Source organism: Janibacter sp. A1S7, from assembly GCF_037198315.1.
In the GTDB taxonomy this organism is placed as follows: Bacteria; Actinomycetota; Actinomycetes; order Actinomycetales; family Dermatophilaceae; genus Janibacter; species Janibacter alittae.
This window is the reverse complement of the sequence record NZ_CP144913.1, coordinates 3,024,428-3,047,228: the sequence shown is the minus strand read 5'-3', so window position 1 is coordinate 3,047,228 and position 22,801 is coordinate 3,024,428. Positions and strand designations below refer to the sequence as shown.

Below are 22,801 nucleotides of genomic sequence, written 5' to 3'. Positions count from 1 at the left end.
GGTGGGGCGGCCCGCTCGCCCAACCCCCACGATTATCGGGTCACCCGGTAAACCCCGGGTTCGCACGAGTTTCATACTCCGGCGCACCCGGGGTTTCTGCTGTCCACCGCATCCGTGGGTCGTCTCCGTCGACGTGCCCGGGACAGCGTGAGCCGGACGCGATACCTCCCGCCGACCGAGAGGCAACGCAGCTCGATCGGGGTGACCGGGCCACCGTGCGGTGACCCGACCCGACGAGCGCTACCGACCGTGGGCGAAGGGGGTGGCTCAGGGCGCCGGGGCGCCCAGCGGCTCCACCTCGACCGAGTCCCCGCCACAGGTGCGTCCCTCCTGGGCCGGCTCGGCCACGCGCCCGGCGTTGAGCACCGATACCGAGTCGTAGGTCGGTCGTCCCTCGATGACGGACCGGTACTCGTAGCGGGTCAGCCGCTTCGCCTGGCACGCGTCGTCGAACGTGAGCACGTCGAAGGCGCTCGGCTGTCCGAGGCGTTCGCCGTCGGTGTTCCACGTGAAGCGGCGCAGGTTCCCGGCCCCGGTGAAGGTGCCGACCTGGATCCGGTTGTCCTCGAGGTCCGCGATGTGCATGTGACCGTTGATGCGCAGCCGACCCGGCGCGTCCTCGAGGGACTGTGGGTTGTGTGCGACGGTCAGGTCGGGCACCTGTCCGTCGCCGAGGGCCTCGACCCACGCGTCGCGGGCCTCGAGCTCCTTCTGGTGCATCTCCTCGCTTGCCGGATGGCCGAACGTGCGTGGGTCGTTGAACCCGGCGATCCGCAGACCACCGATGCTCACCTGCTGGTAGTCCCCGGGCTTCGGCTCCACCAGGTACACGTTGTCGACCTCGGATAGCCGATCGATCAACGCCGTGTCGTCGGGGGAGAGCGCGTCGTGGTTGCCCCGGACGAAGACGTAGGGGACACCGAGGGAGGCGATGCCCTGGTTGAGGTTGGTCAGCTGCGCCTCGGCCGAGTGACCGAAGTTGATCAGGTCGCCCGAGTCGATGACGACGTCGATGTCCTGCTCCTGCACGATCATGCGCATCAGGGAGTACTGGTTGGCCGAGTGGATGTCGGAGACGAGCAGCACCTTCAGCGCGCTGTCGTCGGAGATCTCCACCGGCGCGTACTCGGCCTGCACCGCGTTGGACAGCGCGAGCAGGTTGCGCAGGTACGGGGCGGCCTGGTCGGTGCGGTGCCGCACGTCGCCGAAGAGTCCCCGGTTGGCCACGGCCATCTCCAGCAGGCCGCTGGAGTGCAGGGCCGCGAGCCGCTCGGGAGTATAGGTGCGTTGGGTCGCCAGACCGGCGCCTGCGCAGGTGACGGCGGCGACGAGCGCCGCGCCCAGAGCCGTTCTGCCGCTGGGGACGCCACGCCGGTAGAGGCCGGTGCCGAGGGCGACGAGACCGAGACCGAGAACGGCTCCACCGAGGAAACGCAGACCGATGCCCGTGCCCGCCTCACCGATGAGCCGTTGGCGCTCGTCCCCGTCCACCGTGAGCGTGGACAGGTCGAGGTCGCCCGACTCCACGAGGTCGGTGATCTCTGGCTTGATGCGCGGTTCCACGCGGATCCCGGGCGCGAAGCCATCGAACTCCGCGGACATCCCGCCGACGACCGTCTCCGCGCCGATGCTCGAGCGCTGCTCCCAGACGGGCGAGAGGCGCACGTCGGCGGCGTAGTAGGTCGTCTCCACCGACACCGGCCACAGCGTCGCCACGGTCAGTCCGCCGGTGAGGGTGGCGGCCGCGACGAGCAGGGCGGCTGCCGCAGGGCGCAGGGCTGCAGTCCATCGCACGGGGTCACTGTAGGTCGTGCGGCTGCGGACTGTTGCTACTGACGAGTACGGGGATCTAGGGTCACCTCATGGATGCTGATGCCATTGTCGTGGGCCACGGCCTCGCCGGACTGGTCGCCGCCGCAGAGCTGACCGACGCGGGGCGCCGGGTCCTGCTCCTCGACCAGGAGAGCCGGGCCAGCCTCGGCGCCCAGGCGCACTGGTCCTTCGGCGGGTTGTTCTTCGTCGACAGCCCCGAGCAGCGCCGCCTGGGCATCAGGGACTCATCCGATCTCGCGTACTCCGACTGGATGAACACCGCCGGCTTCGACCGCGAGGAGGACCACTGGCCGCGCGAGTGGGCGAAGGCCTACCTCGACTTCGCCGCGGGCGAGAAGCGCGCCTGGCTGCACGAGCAGGGGATGCGCTGGTTCCCGCTCGTCGGGTGGGCCGAGCGCGGTGACGGGTCCGCCCACGGGCACGGCAACTCCGTGCCCCGCTTCCACATCACCTGGGGCACGGGGCCGGGGGTGGTCGCCCCCTTCGCCCGCCGCGTGGAGGAGGCCCGTGATCGGGGACTGGTCACCTACGCCCACCGCCATCGTGTGGACGAGCTGATCGTCGAAGGGGGTGTGGTCACCGGTGTCCGTGGGGTGCGGCTGGCCGAGGACGGCGCCGAGCGGGGAGTGGCGACCAACCGCGACCCGGTCGGCGGTTTCGAGCTGCGCGCGCCGGTCGTCCTCGTCGCCTCCGGAGGCATCGGTGGCAACCACGACCTCGTCCGGGAGAACTGGCCGCAACGCCTCGGTGAGCCGCCGACGCACATGGTCACCGGCGTGCCGGCCCACGTCGACGGCCGGATGATCGCCATCACGCAGGAGGCCGGCGGTCGCCTGATCAACCGCGACCGGATGTGGCACTACGTCGAGGGCATCCGCAACCACACGCCCATCTGGGACCGACACGGCATCCGGATCCTGCCCGGACCCAGCTCGGTGTGGCTCGACGCGGAGGGCAACCGCCTGCCCGCCCCGCTGCTGCCCGGGTACGACACCCTCGGCACGCTCGCCCACCTGCGCGCCACCGGGCACGACCACAGCTGGTTCGTCACCAACCGCTCCGTCGCCGGCAAGGAGTTCGCACTCTCGGGCTCGGAGCAGAACGCGGACCTCACCGGCAAGGACGTCCGGGGCGTGCTGCGCAAGCGCTCGCTGGCCGATGTCACCCCGTCGATGCAGGCCTTCCTGGACAAGGGCGCCGACTTCGTCCTCGCCGACACCGTCGAGGAACTCGTCGCGAAGATGAACGGCCTCGTCGAGGAGGGCGAGCCGACCCTCGACGTCGAGCACGTCAAGCGCCAGCTCGACGAACGTGACGCCCAGCTCGACAACGCCTACTCGAAGGACGCCCAGATCGCCGCGATGCGGGTGGCCCGCTCCTACATCGGCGACAAGATCTCCAAGCGCGCCTACCCGCCGCACAAGCTGCAGGACCCCGGGAAGGGCCCGCTCGTCGGCGTGAAGCTGCACATCCTCTCCCGCAAGACGCTCGGCGGCTTCGAGACGGACCTGTCCGGTCGTGTCCTCGGCCATGACGGCGCGCCGATCCGTGGGCTGTACGCCGCGGGCGAGGCCTCCGGCTTCGGTGGCGGTGGCCTGCACGGCTACCGGGCGCTCGAGGGGACCTTCCTCGGCGGATGCATCTTCTCCGGCCGCACCGCCGGTCGAGCGATGGGCACCGAGCTGGGCGACTGACCCCCTTCGCCCCGGGTCGGGCGTGCTCACCTCCGCCCGAGGCGACCCGGCCACATCGGTGCACCGGTAAACCCCCATCCCACGGTGTGGGCCTCTACCGTGGCCTGCGGCCGAAGGGAGAGCCGCACCGGATGTGGGCAGCGTTGCGTCACCGCAGGGGACAGGTCATCGCCCTTGCCCTCGTCTCGGCCCTCGTGGCCACCTGCGCCGTCTTCGCGCCGGTCTTCGCGCGCAGCGTCGACCAAGGGCTGATGCGGGTCGCCGTCGAGGAGGCCGGCCCGGTGGTCGCGGCCACCGCCATCTCGCAGGGGCGCTCTTCCGAGGACCGCGACGTCCTCCCGTCGGAGATCACCGAGATCCTCCCGGATGCCCTCACCGACGTGTCGCAGGACCCGATCGAGGCCGTGCGACACGGGACGACGGTCGTCCCGCAGGAGGGCAAGAAGCCCTCGCCGGTCGTCATCCGGTCCCGTACCGGGATGTGCGAGCACCTCGAGATCGAGGGCGCCTGCCCGTCGTCGGCGGGCGAGATCATCATCTCCTCGGCGGACGCGAAGGCGTGGGGGTGGAAGCCCGGGAGGACCTTCGAGATCGGCCAGCAGAAGTACACCCGGTTCGAGCAGGACCTACCACCGGTCGAGCTGACCGTGGTCGGCATCTACCAGGTGACCCGGGACGCTCCCGGCTACTGGCTCGGCGACCGCCCCGACGGCAAGTCCGGCGTGCCCCAGCCGGACATGGACAACGTGCCGGCGCTGGATGACTTCCTCACCGTCGACGCGACCTTCGCGGACTCCTTCCCCCACGCGGTCGCCTATGCCATCCTCCCGCTCGACCCCGACCGGGCCACCCTCGAGGCCATGCCGAGGGCCGCCGACGCGGCGACGGCCCTCGCCGAGAAGCACCCCGAGCTGCGGGTCGACGAGTCGGCGCAGGCGCTCGTCGACGGGATCTCGACCGGGCGGGCCCAGACCGATGTGATCATCCCCTTCGTCATGGTCCAGCTGGCACTGCTGTCGGTCCTGGTGCTCTTCCTCGTCGCCCAGTCAGCCGTCGACCAGCGTCGGCACGACGTGGCCCTCTCGCGCCTGCGGGGCCGCTCCCGCACGGGTGCGCGGCGCCTGCTGCTGACCGAGCTGAGTGTCCCGGTGCTGCTCGGCCTGCCGCTGGGACTCCTCGTGGCCCTCGGGATGGCCGTGGTGGTCCGGCGCTGGCTGCTGCCGCCCGACCTGCCCTTCGAGGTGCCCCTGACGGTCCTGCCCTGGGTGCTCGGTGCGCTCCTCGTCTCGGTGCTCGCGGTCTACTTCGCGGCCCGCCCCGTCCTGCGCGAGAGCGTCAACGACCTCCTGCGCTCGGTACGACCCTCGACCGCGGATGGGTCCATGGTCGTCGAGGCCGTCGTCGTCGTCCTGGCGCTGCTCGGCGTCGCCGGTCTGTCGACCGGCGTCCTGAGCGGCCCTGCCGCGCTGGCCACCCCGACCCTGCTGGCCATCGCCGTGGGCGTCCTCGCCGCGCGTGTCGTCCCGAGCCTGGCCGCGCGTCGGGCGAGCGCGGCGGTGCGTCGTGGCCGGGTCGCCGCCGCCATCTCCGGCCACGCCATCGCACGTCGGCCCGCGGCCCGCCGCGTGCTCGTCGTGACGACCGTCGCCACGGCGGTCGCGGTCTTCGGCGCCAACGCGGTCGTCGTCGCCGACCAGAACCGTCAGGCGAGGGCGGAGCTGGAGACCGGCGCCCACGCCGTCGCGTCGATCTCCGCATCGTCCGCGCCGGGCCTGCTCGATGCGGCAGCGGCCCTGCGGGACAAGGGCATCACGGCCGCGCCCGTCGCCGTGATCCGTCCACACGACGAGACCTCGTCGGCGACCATCGCCGTCGACCCCGAGCGCCTGCGGCAGGTCGCCCACCCCTCGGCCCTGCGGGACCTCGACCTCGAGGCGCTCGCCCTCCCGGAGCAGCAGCCGATCATCCTGCCCGCGGGCAACGCGACCGCCACGGTCGGCTGGGACCTCGAGGGCTCCGGCGGCGCGCCCCCTGAGCTGCGCGTGGAGATGACCACCCCCGACGGCGGCAACCGCTCCACGGCACTGGCGACCCTCGGCCCCACGAGGTCGGGCCGGACGAAGGTCGACACCTCCCTGTACTGCTCCGACCACTGCCGTCTCGCCGGCCTGACCGTGGCCGTCTCCGGGGACACCGGGTCACAGGTGCGCGGCACCGTGACGATCACCGACCTCGCCGTCGGCGGCGAGCGCCTTCCCGTGGCGGACGGGAGCACGTGGACCTCCGACCTCGTCGACAGCGGCACCGGCGTCGACGTGAGCGCGACGGGGGACCAGCTGCGCCTCCACGTCGGGGCGGCCGACGGCGCGGACGTGACGACCTACGTCACCGACGTGCCCCGGCCGGTGCCGGCGATCGTCAGCTCGCCCGAGGTCGAGGTGGGGGACGAGCTCGAGGTCATCGACGTCTCCGGCGGCCAGACGGGCGTCGTCGTCGACCAGCACGTGGCCGCCCTGCCGGCCGTGACCGACCGGGGTGTGCTGCTCTCCCTGCCCGCCCTGTCGCGGGTCAACGGTGAGATCGCCACCCGTGCCGACAAGCAGATCTGGCTCGCCGACGCCTCCCCGGCAGCGATCGAGCGGGCCGGTGACGTCCTCGCCGAGGAGGGCGCGCCCATCCGCTCGGTGACGACGACGCAGGACGCCGATCGCGTCTTCGACGAGTCCGCCTCCGGGTGGGGGCTGCAGCTGGCCGTCATCGGCGGCGCACTCGCCGTCCTGCTCGCCGCACTCGTGCTCGTCATCCTCGCGGTCACCGGCTGGCGGGCCGCGGCACGGGACCTCGCCGCGCTGCGCATCAGCGGGGTCGGCCAGCGCGCGATCGCCCGCTCGCTGCGCACCGAGCACCTGGTGACGGTCGCCGTCGGCGTCGTCCTCGGGGCCGCCTGCTCACTGCTCGGGTCACGGCTGGCGATGCCGTCGATCCCGCTCTTCACCACGCCGGCAGCGGTCCCCGCGCCGGACCTGTCCCCGCACTGGCCGACCGTGCTGGTCACGACCGTGGTGGTCGCCGCCGTGCTGCTCGGGCTCGCCCTGGCCATCGCCGCTGCGGTGGCGCGCCGGGTGCGCCCCGCCGCGGTGAGGGGTGAGTCGTCATGAGCGGGCTGACCGTGCGCACCCACGGACTCGTGCACATCTACCGCGCGGAGGGCCATGACGTCGCGGCCCTCTCCGGTGTCGACCTCACCGTCGCGGCGGGGGAGCAGATCGCGCTGCTCGGCCCGAGCGGCGCGGGCAAGTCGACCCTGCTCGCGCTCTTCGGTGGGCTGCTGCGTCCGAGCGCGGGGCGGATCCACGTCGGGGAGCACGAGCTGTCGGCGATGACCGAGGGCGAGATCGACGCCTTCCGCGCCGGCGACGTCGGCATCGTCCTGCAGGGAGCCGCACGCAACCACCTGCCGTGGCTGAGCGTCCGGGGCAACATCGACTTCGCCCAGCAGCCGGCAGGCCGCAGCGGCCGGGACGTGCCCGCCATCGACGAGCTGCTCGCCCTCCTCGGGCTGAGCGACGTCGCCGACCAGCCGCTCGAGCGGCTCACCCCCGGCCAGCTCCAGCTGGCCGCGCTCGGCGTCGCCCTCGCCGGAGGTCCCGGGCTGCTCCTGGGTGACGAGCCGACGAGCCAGCTCGACCACGAGTCCCGCGACGTCGTCCTCGACGCGCTGGCGGAGGTGGGCCGCACGCTCGGGACGACGGTGGTCGTCGTCACCCACGACCCGGACGTGGCGCGGGCCTTCCCACGCACCGTGACCATCCGCGACGGTCGCGTCGGCGGTGAGGGCCGCAGCGGCGAGGAGTACTCCGTCGTCGCCGCGGACGGCTCGTTGCCGCTGCCGCCACCGGCACTGGGGGCCTTCCCGCCCGGAACCCTCGTGCGGGTGCACCAGGACGAGGACGGTCAGTGGCTGCTGATGTCCGGCGAGGAGGAGCGATGAGCCAGGCCACGCGCCCGGAGTCCGCCGCGGGAGCGGCGTCCGCCGATCTCGTGCTCGATGGACTCGGGGTGGTCTACGGCGACCTGCGCGCGCTCGGTGACGTCGTCGCGACCGCCCGGCCCGGCGAGGTCACCGCGGTCACCGGGCACTCGGGCGCCGGCAAGACCTCGTTGCTGTGGGCCGTCGGCGGGCTGCTCGGGCACCAGCAGGTCGAGGGCACCGTGTTGCTCGACGGGCAGACCATCGGTGACGAGGAGTCCTCCCGCGCCGCGGGCGCGGTCCTCATCCCGCAGGGCAGCGCCCTGGCCGAGGTGCTCACCGCCAGGGACAACGTGGCCGTCCCCCTCCTGGCGGCCGGCACGGCCGGTACCGACGCGACCAGACGTGCCGACGAGGCGCTGGCCGCCGTCGGACTCGGCGAGCACGCCGGTCACCTCGCCGAGGAGCTCTCCGGGGGCCAGCGCCAGCGCGTGGCCGTCGCCCGCGGGCTGGCCCTGGCCTCCCTTCGCCTGGACGAAGGGGGTGTGCTGCTGCTCGCGGACGAGCCCACCTCCGAGCTCGACCACGACACCCGCGAGCGGGTGGTCTCGCTGGTGGAGGACATCGCCCGCCGTGGCGGGATCGTCCTGCTGGCCACGCACGACCCGGAGGTCGCCGCGGTCGCCGCCGCGTGCTGGCACCTCGACGACGGCCGGCTCACCGCTGGGTCGAGGTGATCCCGCGCACCCGAGTGCTCGTCACCACCTCGACCCAGCGGAGGCAGCGGAAGGTCCTCGGCGTCAGGGAGTCAGCAGGATCTTGCCGATGTGACCGCTTGCCTCGAGCTCGCGGTGGGCGTCGGCGGCCCGGTCCAGCGGGTGGGAGCCCTGGATGATCGGGCGCACCGCGCCGTCCTCGACGAGCGGCCACACGTGCTCGCGCACGGCCGCGACGATCGTGGCCTTCTCGTCCGCGGGACGGGCACGCAGGGACGTCGCGATGACCGCGGCCCGCTTGCTGAGCATCTTCCCGAGGTCGAGCTCGCCCGTGCGTCCGCCCATCAGGCCGATGACGACCAGCCGGCCGTTCGTCGCGAGCAGGTCGACGTTGCGGGGCAGGTACTTCGCCCCCATGACGTCGAGGATGACGTCCGCGCCGTGCCCGTCGGTGGCCGCGCGGACCTCCTCCACGAAGTCCTGCTCGCGGTAGTTGATCGCGATGTCCGCGCCGAGCTCGCGGCAGAAGGCGAGCTTCTCCTCGGTCCCGGCGGTCACCGCGACGGTGGCGCCGGCGGCCTTGGCCAGCTGGATCGCCATCGTGCCGATGCCCGACGAGCCACCGTGCACGAGGAAGACCTCGCCCGGCTGGAGGTTGGCGGTCAGGAAGACGTTGGACCAGACCGTGCAGGCGACCTCGGGCAGCCCGGCGGCATCGCGCACGGACACACCCCGGGGGACCGGCAACAGCTGGGCAGCGGGCGCGAGCACCTGCTCGGCGTAACCGCCTCCGTCGACGAGTGCGCAGACCTCGTCGCCGACGGACCAGCCCTCGACGTCCGGGCCGACCTCGCGGACCGTGCCCGAGACCTCGAGGCCGGGCAGGGGGGAGGCCCCCTTCGGCGGTGGGTAGAGACCCTTGCGCTGCATGACGTCGGCACGGTTGACGCCGGCCGCGACGGTGTCGATGACGACCTGGCCCGACTGCGCGGTCGGCGCCCCGACGTCGGTGGCCTGCAGCACGTCGGCCTCGCCGGGCTCGGTGATCGAGATCCCGCGCACGTCAGGAGGTCGCGCGGTTGTGCTTGCTGATGTCCTCGGCGTTGCGCCCGCCCGAGGCCAGCTCCTGCTCGATCTCCTCGCGCATGGGCTTGGGCAGGTGCCCCGCCGAACGCTGGTAGATCGCCGCGGCCTGGCGGGTGGTGAAGGTGCGGGCCAGGCCCATCGCCACACCGGCCAGGGCCGCGTAGGCGATGGCCTCCCCGACGGGGACGTCCGGGTTGGTCGGGTCGATGGAGGTGTCGTGGCCCGACTTCTCCCAGATCAGCGTGATCGCCTTCTTCGCCACGATGCCGGCGATGATCGCCGATCCCGTGCCGAGCAACTTCCAGACCATGTTTCCCACAGCGGTTCCCTTCGTCGTCGCATGGTCACGGTCAGGGCGCCGCGACCACCGGTTCAGGTCCAACACTGCCACAGCGTGGACCCGGGGCTGTCCGACCGCACCCGGTCATGGGTATGCTGGACGGGCACGACAGGGGAGCGCACAGCGCTGAGAGTGCGGGCAACCGCAGACCCTCGTACCTGATCCGGTTCGCACCGGCGTAGGGAGTCGAGTCTCAAGGGCCCTCGTCGATGACCGAGGTCCCCGGGACCGCGGTCATCGGTGGGGGACCGTCCCTGTGGGTTTCATCGACACAGGAGAAGCACCCACATGACCACCACCAAGCCGGCGGACAAGATCCGCACCGGTACCGTCCTCGCCACCCGCCCGCTCATGGGCTGGCGCACCGTCGACCTGCTGACGCTCGCCTTCCTCGGCGTCGCCTTCGGGGTCGCCTACTGGGGCTACGGCCTGATCTACAACGGCCCGATCTCCGCGTTGGGGCTGGCCTTCCAGCCGCTCTTCGGCCTCTTCGTCGGCTTCTGGTTCATCGCCGGGGTCGTCGGGGGGCTGGTCATCCGCCGTCCGGGGGCAGCCGTGGCGTGCGAGCTCATCGCCGCGACCGTCTCCGCGCTCTTCGGCAACCAGTGGGGCGTGACGACGGTCGTCTCCGGCCTCGCGCAGGGCATCGGCGCCGAGCTGGCCTTCGCGCTCTTCGCCTACGCCTCCTTCGGCCCCGTCGTGGCCGTGCTCTCCGGAGCGCTGTCGGCGCCGCTGGAGTGGGTCTACGAGATCACGACGTACTTCACCGACTGGACCTGGGCGTGGCAGCTGGCCTACCTGCCGCTCATGGTCGTCTCCGGCATCGTCATCGCCGGCCTCGGCGGCTGGATTCTCACCCGGGCGCTCGCCCGGGCGGGGGCGCTCAACCCCTTCCCGCCGGGCCAGGAGGTCCTGGAGCAGAGGGCGGTCTGAGTCCGGTGGCTGCGCTGATCCACTCGCACACGCCGCTGGGGGGAGGTGGCCGCGCCGAGGATTCCTCCGCGCGCTCGTCTCCACCCGCGGCGGGGACGAAGGGGGGAGACGTCGCCGTCCGGGGCCTGACCTGGCGACCGATGGGTCGTCGGGAGCCGGTGCTGCGCGACCTCGACCTCACCGTGCCCGCGGGCCAGCGGGTCCTGCTCGTCGGACCGAGCGGCTCGGGCAAGTCCACGCTGCTGCGAGCACTGGCCGGCCTGCTGCTCACCGTCGACTCCGGCGACCGTGCCGGGAGCGTGCACATCGACGGCCGCGAGCCGGGGGAGCGCCCCGGAGCCGTCGGTCTGGTCCTGCAGGAGCCCGGCTCCGGCACCGTCTCGGCCACCGTCGGTCGTGACGTCGCCTTCGGGCTGGAGAACATCGCCCTGCCCGCCGAAGAGATGCCGTCGCGTGTGACGGCTGCGCTCGACAGCGTGGGCCTGGGCCACCTGCCGCTGGACACCCCGACCCACACGCTCTCCGGCGGGCAGACCCAGCGCCTCGCCCTCGCCGGGGCGCTCGCGCTGCGCCCGTCCCTGCTCCTGCTCGACGAGCCCACCGCCATGCTCGACGAGGCCACCGGCGCGGAGGTGCGTGATGCCGTCATCGCCGCCGGTGAGGGGCTGACCACCGTCCTCGTCGAGCACCGCATCGGGCCCTGGCTCGATCTCGTCGACCGGATCGTCGTGCTGGACATCGACGGCCGGATCCGGCACGACGGCGCCCCCGAGCAGGTGCTCGCCGAGCACCACGACGAACTCGTCGCCGACGGCATCTGGGTCCCCGGCGCTCCCGCGCCGACGCCGACGACGATCGACCTCGGGCCCCTCCACCAGCCGCAGCCGCACGGCACCCACCTCGTCACCGCCGACCCGCTGCACGTCGAGCGACGCCGCACCCGCCTGGACGGCAGCACCGAGACCACGACCGTGCTGGAGACCGACCGGACCCTCACTGTCACGGCCGGCCGGGCCACCGCGCTGGTCGGGCCCAGCGGGGGCGGCAAGAGCACCTGGCTGGCGGCGACGGCCGGGCTGCTGCCCCCTTCGTCGGGCCGGGTGGTGACCCACGACGGACTGGAGGTCGCCGACGTCCCGGCGCAGGACGTCGCCGGCCGACTCGGCTGGGTCCCGCAGTGGAGCTCCAGCGCGCTGCTCGCGCGGACCGTCCTCGACGAGGTCATGCTGACCGGGCGCGGCCTCGGCACGCAGGACGAAGGGCGCGCCCGTCACCTCCTGGCGGCGCTCGGCCTGGCCCACCTCGAGCGGGCCGACCCGCAGACGCTCTCCGGGGGGGAGCAGCGCCGGTTGGCGGTCGCTGCCGCGCTGGCCCACGGTCCCGGAGTGGTCCTTGCCGACGAACCCACCGTCGGGCAGGACCGTGGCACCTGGGCGGCCGTCGCCGGTCTGCTCACCGCGCACCGCGAGCGGGGCGGGGCCGTGGTCACCGCGACGCACGACCGCGACCTCGTCCGGCTCGTCGACGAGGTGCACACCGTCACCCCCCCGCCACCGCGAGAGGCGCCGCCACGTGCGCGGGCGGTGCTCTCGGCGTGCGGGCCCCTGTCGCTCTTCGCCGCAGCCGCACTGCCGATCGTCGCCGCGGTGCTCTCACCGGGGTGGCCGGCATCGCTCCTCGTGCTGGCCTTCCTGGCACTCGGCGCGCTCGTCGGACTGGCGAACCTGCCCGGTTCCGGTCGCGGCTGGACCGTGGCCGGGCGCTGGCGCGGGTTGGCGATCCGTCTCGTGCCCGCGCTGCTCGGCGGCCTCGGAGTCGGCTGGTCGACCTGGCTGCTCGGCGGCCAGGACGTCGGGGCGGCGTACTCGGCGGCCACCCGCATGCTCGTCATCGTCGTACCGTCGGCGATCACGCTGGCCTTCATCGACCCGGACGACCTCGCCGACCACCTGGGCCAACGCCTCCGGCTGCCGTCGAGGCCCGTCGTCGCCGTCGGTGCGGCGCTGCAGCGGCTCCAGTCCTTCGGGGCGGCGTGGACCGAGGTCGGCTGGGCACGCCGGCTGCGCGGTCAAGGCATCAGCTGGCGCCACCCGCGCAGCGTCGTCGCGCACCTGTGGTCCTCGACGCTGGGGATGCTGCTGCGCTCGCTCGGCTCCGCAGCGACCCTGGCGGTGGCGATGGACGCGCGGGGCTTCGCCTCGGCCGGTCGCCGGACCTGGGCGACTCGCGCTCCCTGGCGGCTCGCGGACACACTCGTCGTGCTGGTGGCGTGCGTGCCGATCGTCATCGTCGCGCTCGCGCGCTTCGCAACTGCCTAGTCTCTTGCGCATTGTGGCCCGGCTCCCTGCGCAGCTGCCCAGGCGATTGCGCCCCTGTACCTGATGTGCGGGGAACAGGCACCATGGAGGTATGGCACGTCTCCTCGTCGTCCACCACAGCCCGACCCGCTCGACCAAGGCGCTGCTCGACGCGGCGCTCGAGGGCGCGCGGCACCCCGACATCGAGGGGGTGGAGGTGGAGGTGGTCCCCGCCCTGGAGGCCACCGCCGACGACGTCCTCGCCGCTGACGGCTACCTGCTCGGCACACCGGCGAACTTCGGTTACATGTCCGGGGCGCTCAAGCACTTCTTCGACTCGACCTTCCTCCAGGTCGGCGGAGCGCTCGACGACTCCGGCGGCGCCGGCGAGGGGCAGACCGGTCCGACCGCCAAGCGACCCTTCGGCCTGTGGGTCCACGGGCGCTACGACGTCACCGGGGCGGTCCGTGCGGTGAACTCGATCGTCTCGGCCCTCGAGTGGAAGCAGGCGGCCGAGGTCCTCGAGGTGCTCGGTGACGTGGACGAGGACGCCACCGACCGCGCCACCGAGCTCGGCGGCACCCTCGCCGCCCTGCTCAGCAGCTGACCACGGCCCCCACGTCGCAAGAGCCCAAGCGGTTGCGTCGCTGTGGTGGTGGGAGCCGGACAGGTGCCCTCCAAGAGCCACGCAGGTGCGACCGGGGTCGCGCTGGGTGAGGCGACACGCCGCGGACACGGCGAAGGGGGGTCCCACCAGCTGGTGGGACCCCCCTTCGTGCCCTGCCGGGGCTCAGGCGTGACGTGCGGTGTAACGGCTGTGGCGCGGGGCGTACCGCGCATTGGCGCGGCGCAGTGCGAAGGCAGCGACGACGACGAGCAGTGCATAGGCGGCAAGGGCGAGCCAGCCCCCGACGAGGCCGACGGCGATGCCGATGACCACCACGGAGACGACGACGCAGCAGACCGCGATGAGGTTGCGGCGCACGGCCGCCCGGGACTCGGGGGTCGCGTGCCGGCTGCGCAGGCTGTGGCCGACCGGAGGCACGACCCGCTCGAGACCGCTCTCGGGCGTGGCCCCGCCCTCCGGTGCGGGGGTGTCGATGGCGGGGACGACGGTGGTCTCGGCGTCCTGCGCCGAGGCGACCGCGCTGGCCTGCGTCGTGGACGTGACCGGGGCCTTGCCGGGGGTGGCGGCCTCCTCGACGGCGTCACGGAAGGCGAGAGTGGGGATGAGCGCGGTGTCGACCACGTCGTCGTCGGTCGCGAGCATCGCCTCCAGGTCCCCGCTCGGGATGTCGCGCGTCCGGGAGACGGACGGCAGGGCGGTGGGCCCCGAGGACGGCGGCATGGTGCGCGTGGTGCTCATGTGAACAACTATCTCTTGCGCCCGGAGCGATTCCGTGCATGTCAGGCGCGCGGGCGTGTCTCCAGGTCGGCGACGTGCTCCGTGGCCCGGGCGACCTCCTCCTCGAGCCGTGCGACCTCCGCGGACGCCGCCTCGAGTGCCGCGACCGCCTCGGAGCGGGTGAGTCGCGCCGCGCCGAGTGCCCGCTCGCGCTCCCGCAGCGAGTCCCGGGCGTCGGCGAGCTCACGCTCGCGGGCCCGCTCGGCCTCGGTGCCGGTGTCCCGCGCGTCGTCGGCGACCCTCCCCCCGGCCCCGTCCGGCTTCTCGTCCTCGCTCCCGGGTAGCGGTGGGACGAGCCGCAGCACGGCCACCGCGTCGTCGAGCTCGACCTCGCCGAACCCGGCATATGCCAGCGGCCGCAGCAACCGACCGGACGCGAGGGCCTCCCCGCTCGCCGGGTCGGCCAACGCGGCCACCGCGGTCGAGGAGACCCCGTCGGCTGCACTCGGGCCGAAGGACGTGCCGGTCGCCTCCGCGGACCTGCGCGCTGCCCCGACGAGCGCCTCGATCGCCTCGTGGCGCTCTGGTCTCGCCGCGGACAGGGCGGCGCCGTCCCCCTTCGCCTGGGCGGTGCGCATGCGCTCACCGAGGTCGAGGAGGGCGCCGACCACGGCCGGCTCGCAGCGGGCGACCCGGTTGAGCAGCCACGCGGGGACGGTCGGCTTGCGCAGGGTCTTCAGCTCGTCGACGAGATCGGGGGCCTCATCCTTCGCTCGCGCCACGAGGCGGGCGCGCACGGCGACGAAGTCCGCCAGTGACGCTCCGTAGAGCTCGTCCACCGCCTCGGCCAGGTCCATGACGGACGATCCTGTCAGGCGCGGGCATCGGCGATGCGGGTGAGGCGCTCGTGGCGGGAGGCCCAGCCCCCCACGCCTCGATCCGGCACGTTGTCGTCGGCGCCGTGCCAGCCGACCGCCCCGTCGACCATCTCGCGCAGGATGTCGGCCTGCCCGGCGTGGCGGGCCTCCTCCTCGATCATGTGCACCAGGATCCGCTCGAGCGTCACCGAGTTCCCCGGTCGCCACCACGGCACCGATCCGCGTGCATCGAGCGGTAGTGCCTCGATCGTCGCGTCGGCGTGGGCGAAGCACGCCCCGACCCACTCGATCACCCCGGACATCGACTCGTCCTCGGTCGCGAAGAGGTCGGTGTCGTCCTCGACCGACACCCCCGGCGCGTCCCACGGCAGCGGAAGGTCGCTCGGGCGGCCGAAGGTCTCCCCGAAGTAGCCGAGCTCGCAGGCCCCGGCGTGCTTGTACAGGCCGAGCAGGTTGGTGCCGGTCGCGGTACGCGGCAGGCGGGCATCGCGCTCGGACAGGTCCTCGAGCTTGAGGCGAAGGGCGTCCCGCTGGCTGCGCAGGACCGTGTGCAGGGTGGTCTTCGACTCGTCGGTCATCGCGGCTCCTTGCAGTCGGTGATCCAGCCTCCCACCGCCGTGCCGTGCGCACCAGCGATCGCCGGATCGTCCAGCGATCGTCCAGCCACCACCTTCCGCTCTCCCAGCCGGATCGTCTAGATTCCGTGGATGGCCTCCACCCCGCGCACCGTCACGTGGCTCGTCGGGCTGACGGTGCTGCTCGGCGTCGGCTCCCTGCTGGCCTGGGCCCTGCAGGACGTGCGTGCCGACATGACGGGCGCGCCCGCCTTCGCCTTCCTCCACTGGAACCTCTTCCTCGCGTGGGTGCCGTACGTGGTCGCGCTCGTCCTCGTCGGCCTGAACCGGGTGCGGGCGCCGGGATGGCTGCTGGCGGTCCCCGGTGTGGTGTGGCTGCTCTTCCTGCCCAACGCGCCGTACCTCCTCACCGACTTCATCCACCTGGGGGCGATCCCGGGGGCGCCACTGTGGTTCGACGTGCTGCTCATCGGCGCCTTCGCCGGTACCGGGTTGCTGCTCGGGATGGCCTCGCTGCTGCTGGTCCACGACGTGGTGGGGTCACGACTGGGATCCGTCGCCGGCTGGGTGCTGGTCTTCGGCTCCCTGGCGCTGTCCTCGCTCGGGATCTACCTGGGCCGCTTCCCCCGGTTCAACTCCTGGGACGTGCTGACCAACCCGGAGGGGCTCGTCGGGGTCGTGCTCTACCGACTCGGCGACCCGCTCGGAAACCCCTTCCTGCTCAGCTTCGCCGCTGCGATGACCGGCGGGCTGGTCCTGTCCTACCTCCTGACGTGGGGTGTCGGCCGGCTGGTCGTCCGGCGACCGATCGGCCGGGTGGCTCACCCCGGCGCGTGAGCTGTCCCCTCGCGCGGTCCGGGCAGGATCGACACCGCCGAGTCGTGGATCCGTCGCGGCGTATCGCCCCGTTGGCGCATCCTCCGGCTCTAGGCTGACGATGCAGCGACCGACGCAGATTCTGTCGCGAAGTCGGCAAGCCCTACGGGAGTGAACACATGGACGTCAAACCAGTCATCGCCGGAGTCGACGGGTCCAAGGACTCCGGACGAGCCCTGAAGTGGGCCGCCGACTACGCCCAACAGGCCGGGGCGCCGCTCCAAGCGCTGATCACCTGGGAGGTGTCGACGCTCTACGGCGACACCTTCTCCGGCGAGTGGGACAGCACCGCCGTCGAGCAGAAGCACCGCGAGGTGGCCGAGAAGCTGGTGTCCGACACCCTCGGTGGGGGTGCGCAGGTCGATGTGCGCGTCGAGAAGGGCAACGCCTCGGAGGTGCTCGTGCGCGAGTCGAAGGATGCGCAGCTGATCGTCGTGGGTAGCCGTGGTTTCGGCGGGTTCCGGGGCATGCTGCTGGGCTCGGTCAGCCATCACCTCGTCACCCACGCCCGGTGCCCGGTCACCGTCATGCAGCACGAGAAGGGGTAGCCGACCACGTCAACCGACCCGACCTTCGACCCCGGGGGCCGGGCCGGTGGTGGTTCGCCACCCCCTTCGCCGGATGGCAGAGTACGCAGGGTGACTACCCGGGCCGCGACAGTGCAGGAGCGGCCCCCCATCCCGCGGGAGATCCTCGTCCTGGTGGCCGCGGCGTTCGTCATCGCCGTCGGCTTCGGCCTGATCTCACCGGTCCTGCCGCAGTTCGCCAAGAGCTTCGACGTCACCGTCGCAGCCGCGACGGTGATCGTCTCGGCGTTCGCCTTCTTCCGGCTGGTCTTCGCCCCCGCCGGAGGCGTGCTCGTCACCCGACTCGGCGAGCGGCCCGTCTACCTCACCGGGTTGGTCATCGTCGCGCTGTCCACCGGTGCCTCCGCCTTCGCGCAGACGTACTGGCAGCTGCTGATCTTCCGCTCCCTCGGCGGCATCGGGTCGACGATGTTCACCGTCTCGGCGATGGCCCTGCTCGTGCGGATGGCCCCGCCGGTGATCCGTGGGAAGGTCTCGTCACTGTACGGCAGCGCCTTCCTCATCGGTGGCGTCATCGGTCCCGTCATCGGTGGCCTGCTCGGCGAGTTCGGGATGCGGGTGCCCTTCGTCGTCTACGGGATCGCCCTGCTCATCGCGGCGGTCTTCGTCGGCGTGATGCTGCGGGGTGCGCACATGCGGCCCGACCCCACGAAGGCCGAGCTGCCGCCGATGTCCGTGCGCGAGGCGCGGCACAACAGCGCCTACCGCGCAGCAATGGTCTCCGCCTTCGCCAACGGGTGGACGAACTTCGGCGTCCGTGTCGCCGTCCTCCCGCTCTTCGCCGTCGCGGTCGTCGGGGAGACCTGGGCGGCCGGTGTCGCACTCGCCGTCGGTGCGGGTGCCACCGCGCTGACCCTGCAGGTCTCCGGTCGGCTCGCCGACAGTGTGGGGCGGCGTCTGCCGGTGATGGCAGGCCTGGGTCTGAGCGGCGCCGGGATGGGCGTGATGGGACTGTCCGGTGGGCTCGTCCTGATCCTCGTCCTCTCTGTGGTCGTCGGCGCCGGCGCGGGCCTGCTCAACCCGGCGCAGCAGGCGAGCGTCGCCGACGTCGTGGGCAACGACCGCTCCGGCGGCAAGGTCCTCGCCGGCTTCCAGATGTGCCAGGACGCGGGTGGGATCGGCGGCCCGATCATCGTGGGCCTCGTCGCGGACCACGCCGGATGGCACTGGGCGTTCGCGCTGAGCGGGGTCATCTCGGCGCTCGCGATCATCCCGTGGCTGCGGGCGCAGGAGACCCTGATCATCCACCGGGGATGATTCGGCCGATGGGCGCTGTTGCCCCGGACATGCAGATCGACATCTGGTCCGACATCGCCTGCCCGTGGTGCTACATCGGCAAGCGGCGTCTCGAGACGGCCCTGGCTGACTTCCCGCACCGGGCGGAGGTGGGCGTCACCTGGCACAGCTACCAGCTCGACCCGACCCTGCCGGAGCACTACGACGGCACCGAGGTCGAGTACCTGGCCTCCCGCAAGGGCATGCCCGCCGAGCAGGTGCAGCAGATGTTCGCGCACGTGGCCGCGCAGGCTGCGGGTGAGGGGCTGGCCTACGACTTCGACTCGCTCGTCGTCGCCAACTCCGCTCGTGCCCACGAGTTGCTGCACCTGGCCAGGGACCGCGGCCTCGGCGACGAGTTGAAGGAGGTCCTGCTGTCCGCTCACTTCGAGCAGGGGGCGGACATCGGCGACGTCGACACCCTGGTGCGCCTCGGCGCCTCCGCCGGTCTGGACGCAGGGGAGGCCCGCTCGGCCCTCGCGGACGGCCGCTACCGGGGCGCCGTCGCCTCCGACATCGACATGGCCCGCCAGATCGGGGTCACCGGTGTGCCCTTCGTCGTCGTGGACATGAAGTACGCCGTCTCCGGTGCGCAGCCGCCGGAGGTCTTCCGCGAGGTGCTGGACAAGGCCTGGGCGGAGCAGGCCCCGGCCATCCAGGTGGTCGAGCGCGGCTCCGCCGACGCCGAGTCGTGCGGCCCCGACGGCTGCGCGATCTGAGCGCCCCGTCCCTGACGAACTGCTGCAGGCTCGGTTTCGTATGGTCAGCAGCACCTCGTACTGCGGCTGGCCATACGAAGTGCGGCCAGCAGCACTTCGTATGAGCGGGCGAGCGGCGTAGCGTCGGGTCATGACACCTGCAGAGTTGCTCATCGACGCCTTCGACCGGGTGCGCGAGGGTGCGCTCGCCGCGGTCGACGGACTGACCGAGGACCAGCTGGCGCACCGCATCGCCCCGGACGCCAACTCGATCGCGTGGCTGGTCTGGCACACCTACCGCGTGCAGGACGACCACGTCGCCGACGCCGCCGGACTGCAGCAGGTCTGGGCTGCGCGGGGGTTCATCGAGCACTTCGATCTCGACCTCGACGAGGACGACACCGGCTTCCGGCACACGCCCGCCCAGGTGGCGACGGTGCGCGCTCCCGCCGACCTGCTGGCCCGATACGCGCAGGAGGTCCATGCCCAGACGCTCGCCTGGGTCGGCGGGTTGACGGAGGCCGACCTCGACCGGGTCGTCGACACCGCATGGGATCCGCCGGTCACCCTCGGGGTGCGGCTGGTCAGTGTCGTCAACGACGACACCCAGCACATCGGTCAGGCGGCCTATCTCCGGGGCCTGATCGACGGGTCCGCGTGAGGCCACGGGCCGACGGCGGAGAGGTGCCGGCCGACTTCGTCGTCCAGGTCGACACGCCGCTCACGCCGGGGCAGGCGTGGCAGCGGGTGTGGGACTTCGACCGGCACACCGAGGTCATCCCCCTGACGACCGTGACCACCGTCGGCCCGGCGACGCCGCTTGCCGTCGGGGTGGAGTTCTGCGGTCGGACGGCCGTGGGGCCGGCCGGTTTCGACGACCCGATGCGGGTCGACGTGTGGGAGCCACCCACCTCGGGCGCGGGTCGTGCCGTCGTGACCAAGACCGGCTCCGTCATCGGTGGACGGATCGAGGTCACCGTCGTCCCCGTCGCCAAGGGCGGGACGCGGATCAGCTGGCGCCAGCAGGTCGACCTGCCGTGGCTCCCGTCGCGCCTGTCGTGGCTGGAGCGTCTCGCTGCCCGGGCTGCCGCCCCCGGCTACCGGATGGTCCTCAACCGCCTCCTGGCGTGAGCGCGGCACCGATCGTCGCCGGGTTGCCTGTCCCGCGAGCTACATTCGGCGCTTGGTCCGGGACGTCGCGGGAGCGGACCACGGGTCCTGCGGCCACGGGTGCTTCGGGTAGCGCCCTCGCATCTCGCCGCGCACCTGCGTGTACGGCCCGGACCAGAAGGAGGCGAGGTCGTCGGTGACCGCGAGCGGACGCCGGGCCGGGGAGAGCAGGTGGAAGAGTACGGGCACCCGACCGTCGACCAGCCTCGGCGACTCCGCGAGGCCGAAGCACTCCTGCAGTTTCACCGCGACCACCGGTGCGGCAGAGGGCTCGTCGTGCTCCGGCCAGGTGATGGACACGCGTGAGCCGCTGGGGACCGCGAGCCGGTCCGGCGCCAGCTCGTCGAGTCGCGTCGCCTCGGGCCACGGCAGCAGCCGGCGAAGGGGGTCGGTCAGGTCGATCGTGGCCACCGGTGTCCCCATGGCGATCCGCTGCAGCTCGGGGCCCAGCCACTCGGCCAGCCGTCTGCCCAGGGCCTCGTCGGACACGTCCGGCCACGGGTCGCCGAGGTGGTGGTGCAGCGCGGCGAGGCGGCGTCGAAGTGTGTCCGCGGCGGGTGACCAGACCAGCACGTCGAGCCCGCGACCGGTCAGGGCACGGGCGACTGCCGCGGCGCCGGTCCGGGCGTCCACCCGGACCGGGGTGGAGCTCAGCTCGATGGCCCCGATGGCGTCGACCTCACGGGCGGTCACCCTCTGGTCGCCGAGGTCGGCGCGGACCTGACGCACGCGCAGTCCCGCTCCGGCGGTCTCCGCCTCCTGCCGGGTGAGACCGGTGGCCAGCCGGATGACGGCACCGGTCCCGGCGGCGACCCGCCCCTCGGCGCGAGCGACGTCCGCGGCGACGATCCACTCGTGGTGGCGAAGGGAGTTGCCCGCCGGCAGGGCGGCCCGCGTCCCGGACGCGAGCAGGTAGGTCGGTCCGTCACCGACGCGTCGGGCGATGCGGCTGGGGTGGGCCAGGGCGGCGATGAGCCCTGCTGCGCCGGAGTGTGGTTCGCCGTCCACGGCGGGGACGAGTCGGGTCAGCCGGTCCACCTCGCGCCGCCAGCGGGGGGCCTCCCGACCGCGACCGGCGCGCAGGCCCGCGAGGAGCCGGGTGAGGTCCCCGTCCTCGCTGCGCAGGTCATCGGCCAGCGCAGCGACGACCTCGGCGGCGGCCCTGGTGCCGACGAGGTGCGTGCCGGCGAGCAGGGCCCTGGCCAGCCGGGGGTCCGCGGGCACCCGGACGGCAGCCTGCCCGAGGTCGGTGATCCGGCCCTCGTCGTCGACGAGTCCGAGCCCGTGGAGGGTTTCCTCGGCAGCGGTGATGGCGGCGACAGGGGGCGGGGTCAGCAGCGGCATCCCGTCACCCCGAGGCGAGCCCCAGGCGGCGAGCACCAGTGCCGCCTCGGTGAGGTCCGCGGTCGTGATCTGCGGGGTGACGTGCTCCGGCGCGCGGACCCACGCGGACTCCTCGATGAGGCGGACCGCGGTGCCGGGACCGAGGCGGGCGGCCCGGCCGGCCCGCTGGATCATCGAGGCCCGGGAGGCCTGGACCGTCACAAGGCCGGACATGTCCCGGGCCGCATCGCGGCGTGGTTCGCGGGAGAGGCCCGCGTCGACGACCAGTCGCACCCCGGGGACCGTGAGCGAGGACTCCGCGAGGTCGGTGGAGACGATGATCCGTGACGAGTCGCCGCGTCGCACGCCGGTCGCCCGGTCCTGCTCCCGCGGACCGAGACGTCCGTGCAGCGGCAGCACCTCCGCGCCGGGCACGAGCCGGTTCAGCCCCTCGATGACCCGCTCGACCTCCCGGGCGCCGGGAACGAAGACGAGGGTGTCGCCCCCTTCGCCGTGGTGGTGCGCGGTCGTCGTCGCCACGTGGTGGAGGAAGTCGCGTGTCACACCGCGGGCGTCGGTGCGCGGCGTGGGGGAGGGCGCCCACCGGACCTCGAGAGGGTGCAGCGCACCGGGGCTGTCGACGAGCGGCGCAGGTCCGGCCCCGTCGGCCAGGGCATCCGCGACGGTCGGCGCATCAAGCGTCGCGGACATCGCCACCAGTGGCAGGTCACGCAACTGGCGGACCTCGGCGAGCATCCCCAGCAGCAGGTCGGTGTCGAGGGCGCGCTCGTGGATCTCGTCGAGGACGACGGCAGCGGTCCCGGACAGCTCCGGATCGGAGAGCAGCCGACGCACGAGGACGCCGGGGGTGAAGAACTCGATCCGCGCGCCCGCCCGCAGCCGCCGGTCGCCGCGCACCGTGTAGCCGACGAGCTCGCCGACCGCCGTACCCGTCAGGTGGGCGAGACGGTGTGCAGCAGCGCGTACGGCCACGCGCCGGGGACCGGTGACCACGACCCGACCGGGGACACGGTCCGCGACGAGGGGCGGGGCGAGGGTCGTCTTGCCGCTGCCGGGCGGCGCCTGCACCACCGCGACGCCCCGACCCGTGACGGCGATCCCCAGGTCGTCGAGGGCCTCGGCGAAGGGGAGTGCCTGACCGATGGCGGCGAGGTCGAAGGAGGGCACCCGCCCAGTCTCCCCGA

Annotated in this window: 20 protein-coding genes and 1 riboswitch; of the genes, 13 read left to right on the top strand and 7 right to left on the bottom strand. The window is 72.9% G+C overall.

The genetic code is table 11. From position 1 onward, the window contains the following. Positions 1-267 precede the first annotated feature (267 nt). A complete protein-coding gene (locus V1351_RS14700) occupies positions 268-1,794 on the bottom strand; it encodes a metallophosphoesterase family protein (RefSeq protein WP_338748940.1) in 1,527 nt (508 codons plus the stop codon). A gap of 68 nt (positions 1,795-1,862) precedes the next feature. Here V1351_RS14700 and V1351_RS14695 point away from each other — a divergent pair, with 68 nt between their 5' ends. The 4 genes from V1351_RS14695 to V1351_RS14680 all read left to right on the top strand — a co-directional run bounded on the left by V1351_RS14695 (position 1,863) and on the right by V1351_RS14680 (position 8,234). Then, positions 1,863-3,527, top strand: a complete 1,665-nt coding sequence (locus V1351_RS14695) for an FAD-binding dehydrogenase (RefSeq protein WP_338748939.1) — start codon at positions 1,863-1,865, stop codon at positions 3,525-3,527. Between the two features lie 131 nt (positions 3,528-3,658). Beyond that, positions 3,659-6,685, top strand: coding sequence for an FtsX-like permease family protein (locus V1351_RS14690; RefSeq protein ID WP_338748938.1), 3,027 nt, complete (start codon positions 3,659-3,661; stop codon positions 6,683-6,685). After that, on the top strand, positions 6,682-7,518 hold the full coding sequence (locus tag V1351_RS14685; RefSeq protein ID WP_338748937.1) for an ABC transporter ATP-binding protein: 837 nt from the start codon (positions 6,682-6,684) through the stop codon (positions 7,516-7,518). Before V1351_RS14690 ends, V1351_RS14685 begins: the two co-directional genes overlap by 4 nt. Next, on the top strand, positions 7,515-8,234 hold the full coding sequence (locus V1351_RS14680) for an ABC transporter ATP-binding protein (protein ID WP_338748936.1): 720 nt from the start codon (positions 7,515-7,517) through the stop codon (positions 8,232-8,234). Before V1351_RS14685 ends, V1351_RS14680 begins: the two co-directional genes overlap by 4 nt. A gap of 63 nt (positions 8,235-8,297) precedes the next feature. On the opposite strand, the gene V1351_RS14675 is transcribed toward V1351_RS14680, so the two are convergent. Together V1351_RS14675 and V1351_RS14670 are read right to left on the bottom strand one after the other, a co-directional pair. Further along, positions 8,298-9,275, bottom strand: a complete 978-nt coding sequence (locus tag V1351_RS14675; protein WP_338748935.1) for an NAD(P)H-quinone oxidoreductase — start codon at positions 9,273-9,275, stop codon at positions 8,298-8,300. Between the two features lies 1 nt (position 9,276). Beyond that, a complete protein-coding gene (locus V1351_RS14670) occupies positions 9,277-9,609 on the bottom strand; it encodes a DUF4235 domain-containing protein (protein WP_338752563.1) in 333 nt (110 codons plus the stop codon). Positions 9,610-9,739: 130 nt separating this feature from the next. Further along, positions 9,740-9,841: riboswitch (TPP riboswitch) on the top strand. A gap of 86 nt (positions 9,842-9,927) precedes the next feature. Between V1351_RS14670 and V1351_RS14665 the strand changes: the two genes are divergently transcribed. From V1351_RS14665 to V1351_RS14655, 3 genes are all read left to right on the top strand, one after another. Next, complete coding sequence (locus V1351_RS14665) at positions 9,928-10,572, top strand: ECF transporter S component (RefSeq protein ID WP_338748934.1); 645 nt, start codon at positions 9,928-9,930, stop codon at positions 10,570-10,572. 5 nt (positions 10,573-10,577) lie between these two features. Then, positions 10,578-12,890, top strand: a complete 2,313-nt coding sequence (locus V1351_RS14660; protein ID WP_338748933.1) for an ATP-binding cassette domain-containing protein — start codon at positions 10,578-10,580, stop codon at positions 12,888-12,890. A 91-nt stretch (positions 12,891-12,981) separates the two neighbouring features. Next, a complete protein-coding gene (locus V1351_RS14655) occupies positions 12,982-13,476 on the top strand; it encodes a flavodoxin family protein (RefSeq protein ID WP_338748932.1) in 495 nt (164 codons plus the stop codon). Between the two features lie 183 nt (positions 13,477-13,659). On the opposite strand, the gene V1351_RS14650 is transcribed toward V1351_RS14655, so the two are convergent. Genes V1351_RS14650 through V1351_RS14640 form a run of 3 tightly spaced genes read right to left on the bottom strand, consistent with a single transcriptional unit; the run spans position 13,660 to position 15,670 of the window. Then, on the bottom strand, positions 13,660-14,235 hold the full coding sequence (locus tag V1351_RS14650; RefSeq protein ID WP_338748931.1) for a hypothetical protein: 576 nt from the start codon (positions 14,233-14,235) through the stop codon (positions 13,660-13,662). A 41-nt stretch (positions 14,236-14,276) separates the two neighbouring features. Further along, the gene (locus V1351_RS14645) at positions 14,277-15,071 is read right to left on the bottom strand and encodes a hypothetical protein (protein ID WP_338748930.1); all 795 of its coding nucleotides are present in this window, start codon (positions 15,069-15,071) and stop codon (positions 14,277-14,279) included. A 14-nt stretch (positions 15,072-15,085) separates the two neighbouring features. Beyond that, entirely contained in the window at positions 15,086-15,670 is a 585-nt protein-coding gene (locus tag V1351_RS14640) for a DinB family protein (RefSeq protein ID WP_338748929.1), read from the bottom strand. A 129-nt stretch (positions 15,671-15,799) separates the two neighbouring features. On the opposite strand from V1351_RS14640, the gene V1351_RS14635 reads away from it, so the two are divergent. The 6 genes from V1351_RS14635 to V1351_RS14610 all read left to right on the top strand — a co-directional run bounded on the left by V1351_RS14635 (position 15,800) and on the right by V1351_RS14610 (position 20,234). Beyond that, positions 15,800-16,504: a DUF1361 domain-containing protein gene (locus V1351_RS14635; RefSeq protein ID WP_338748928.1), complete on the top strand. Its 705-nt coding sequence runs from the start codon at positions 15,800-15,802 to the stop codon at positions 16,502-16,504. Positions 16,505-16,662: 158 nt separating this feature from the next. Next, a complete protein-coding gene (locus V1351_RS14630) occupies positions 16,663-17,091 on the top strand; it encodes a universal stress protein (protein WP_338748927.1) in 429 nt (142 codons plus the stop codon). Between the two features lie 90 nt (positions 17,092-17,181). Next, positions 17,182-18,387: an MFS transporter gene (locus V1351_RS14625; RefSeq protein WP_338748926.1), complete on the top strand. Its 1,206-nt coding sequence runs from the start codon at positions 17,182-17,184 to the stop codon at positions 18,385-18,387. An 8-nt stretch (positions 18,388-18,395) separates the two neighbouring features. Beyond that, on the top strand, positions 18,396-19,124 hold the full coding sequence (locus tag V1351_RS14620; protein WP_338748925.1) for a DsbA family oxidoreductase: 729 nt from the start codon (positions 18,396-18,398) through the stop codon (positions 19,122-19,124). 130 nt (positions 19,125-19,254) lie between these two features. Continuing rightward, positions 19,255-19,764, top strand: coding sequence for a mycothiol transferase (locus V1351_RS14615; protein ID WP_338748924.1), 510 nt, complete (start codon positions 19,255-19,257; stop codon positions 19,762-19,764). Next, positions 19,761-20,234, top strand: coding sequence for a hypothetical protein (locus tag V1351_RS14610; RefSeq protein ID WP_338748923.1), 474 nt, complete (start codon positions 19,761-19,763; stop codon positions 20,232-20,234). Before V1351_RS14615 ends, V1351_RS14610 begins: the two co-directional genes overlap by 4 nt. A gap of 39 nt (positions 20,235-20,273) precedes the next feature. Here V1351_RS14610 and hrpB read toward each other — a convergent pair whose 3' ends face one another. Next, a complete protein-coding gene (hrpB, locus tag V1351_RS14605; protein ID WP_338748922.1) occupies positions 20,274-22,784 on the bottom strand; it encodes an ATP-dependent helicase HrpB in 2,511 nt (836 codons plus the stop codon). Between the last annotated feature and the right edge of the window lie 17 nt (positions 22,785-22,801).